Source organism: Psychromonas antarctica, assembly GCF_022267535.1.
Taxonomy (GTDB): domain Bacteria; phylum Pseudomonadota; class Gammaproteobacteria; order Enterobacterales; family Psychromonadaceae; genus Psychromonas; species Psychromonas antarctica.
Map to the genome: position 1 here is coordinate 1 of NZ_JAHNZV010000212.1, position 2,195 is coordinate 2,195.

Annotated in this window: 2 protein-coding genes and 1 pseudogene; all 3 read right to left on the bottom strand. The window is 38.9% G+C overall.

Annotation, left to right across the window (positions count from 1 at the left end):
• Window positions 1-274: 274 nt before the first annotated feature.
• Window positions 275-760, bottom strand: a complete 486-nt coding sequence (locus KSO91_RS16995; RefSeq protein ID WP_238744208.1) for a VOC family protein — start codon at window positions 758-760, stop codon at window positions 275-277.
• A 317-nt stretch (window positions 761-1,077) separates the two neighbouring features.
• Window positions 1,078-1,545, bottom strand: a complete 468-nt coding sequence (gene msrB / locus KSO91_RS18060; RefSeq protein WP_238744209.1) for a peptide-methionine (R)-S-oxide reductase MsrB — start codon at window positions 1,543-1,545, stop codon at window positions 1,078-1,080.
• Between the two features lie 6 nt (window positions 1,546-1,551).
• Window positions 1,552-2,139, bottom strand: a pseudogene (msrA, locus tag KSO91_RS18065) (peptide-methionine (S)-S-oxide reductase MsrA); the annotation flags it as partial.
• Window positions 2,140-2,195: the final 56 nt, after the last annotated feature.

Consider the following 2,195-nt stretch of genomic DNA (forward strand, 5'->3'; position numbering starts at 1 on the left):
TTAAAACCACTACCACGCACACTTCATGCGACTGCGAAACTGCGTTTCGGTTCGCATTCATTAACAGAGGCGCTGCGCGCTACACAGAGAAAAAACTAATAGACTACAATATAAGATAATTATTATTTTCTATGTTTTTCTCTGTTTCCTCTCATTTTACTCTGTGGTGCAATTTTTTGACGTGTTTTTATCTTACCTGAGTTAAGTGCATAAGCATGTAAAATTATTCCATACTTTGTAATAAATTAGCAAAGCACTGATTACATTCAATCAATTACTCGTAGTCAGAAGCGTAAGTTTCTTCATAAGTGTGCGAATAAAGCTCGAACAAATTGCCAAACGGGTCTTCTAGGTACACCATTTTTGCAGGACTGCTGTCGTCTTCTGGGTGGTAGCGCATAATGTCCATACGTACTTTGCCGCCATATTCTTCAGTGCGTGCAATAGCACCTTCAAAGTCATCTGTTTGAAGACAAAAGTGGAAGATGCCAATGCGTGAGAAATCAACTTCGTGACGTTCTTGACGCTCTTTCATTTCAAACATTTCAACACCAATGCCATCAGTCGTTACTAGATGTGCAATGTTAAAGCCTTTGAAACCCTCACCAAAAACCGCCACACACATTCTGCCAATGGCGGTCTCACGCTCTTCTTGTACTTTGGTGTTACCCATTACAACTCTTAGACCAAGCGCTTTCGTGTAAAACTCAACGGCTTTATCCATATCGCCAACCATCAGTCCAACGTGATTCATTTTCATAACTTACTCCCTAAATAGTATTAATTAATTCGTGATTTGTTCCGACGAGGTAATACTACGCTGTAATGTGTATAATTATAAATTATTATAAATTATCAAGTTGATAATTTAACGTTATTTACTCACAATTAACTGAGCTAGCTGATGGCCGTGAAATTTGACGAACTCAATAACAGGAATAAGCACGGCAAGCGCATTACAAGTATAATAAGCAGGGGTGTTGAGCGTTGGTAAGTTCAAAAGCAAACAACTAGAAATGCACGAAGATAAAGGCAGGGGGAAGTAAGTGACTTTGATTACAACCCCTTTAAACATTGTTACTCAGCTTTATTGACAAATAATTTGCTATACATGCCATAACCTTGTGCTTCTAGTTGCTGTTTAGGAATAAATCTTAGTGCTGCAGAATTCATGCAATAACGCAGCCCTGTTGGGGCTGGACCATCATTAAAAACATGCCCTAAATGCGAATCTGCATGTTTACTCAGCACTTCCGTTCTTATTCCAAACCAGCTTAGCTCTTCCCTTTCAATAATATTTGCAGATTCAAGCGGTTTAGTAAAACTTGGCCATCCAGTATTGGACTTGTACTTATCAATCGAGCTAAAAAGTGGCTCACCGGAGACAATGTCTACATAGATCCCAGCTTGCTTATTATCCCAGTACTCATTATTAAAGGGCTTCTCAGTACCCGCTTCTTGTGTCACTTTATATTGTAAAGGCGTTAATTTTTCTTTTAGTAGTGCTTTGCTAGGGATGGTATATTTAGCACTTTTATCTGCCATCTCTTGATGCTTAAGCGGATCCCCCCAAATCTCTTTTAAGCGTTGATCGCGACCACAATTCCAGCGATAAGCTTTATAACGTATTGGGTTGTTTTTATAATAATCTTGATGATAACTTTCATTCCCCTTTATAGGATAAAACGTACTGGCATTTAAAATAGGGGTGACAACCGTTTGCTTTGGAAATTTATTTATTACAGCTTGCTTCGATTGCTCAGCTAATTTTCGCTGCTGCTCATTGGCGACAAAAATGGCACTTAAATAACTTTCTCCCTTGTCGCAGAATTGCCCGATACCATCAAAGGGATCAATGTTTACCCAATAATGATCTAATATTTCCTGATAACTCACTTTTTCGGGATTGTAAGTTATTTGCACGGCCTCATAGTGCCCCTGATGGTTTCCCTGATAGGTCGGGTTTTCTATTGTGCCGCCGGTAAAACCAGAGACAACATCGGTCACCCCAGGAAGCTTTTCAAAATCAGCTTCCATGCACCAGAAACAGCCGCCCGCTAATACCGTTTTGTCTGCGTTTGCTAATGATGCATAACAAAGTATTAATGTTGATAAAAATAATCCGACTATATTTTTCATAATATCTCGCTTTGCTGTGTTGGTTTGACTAAGAAACAGAAAAATTTGTTTATATT

Coding starts and splice junctions, on each gene's coding strand:
- msrB (WP_238744209.1), bottom strand. CDS start 1,545: ATGGCAGATAAAAGTGCTAAATATACCATCCCTAGCAAAGCACTACTA.
- KSO91_RS16995 (WP_238744208.1), bottom strand. CDS start 760: ATGAAAATGAATCACGTTGGACTGATGGTTGGCGATATGGATAAAGCC.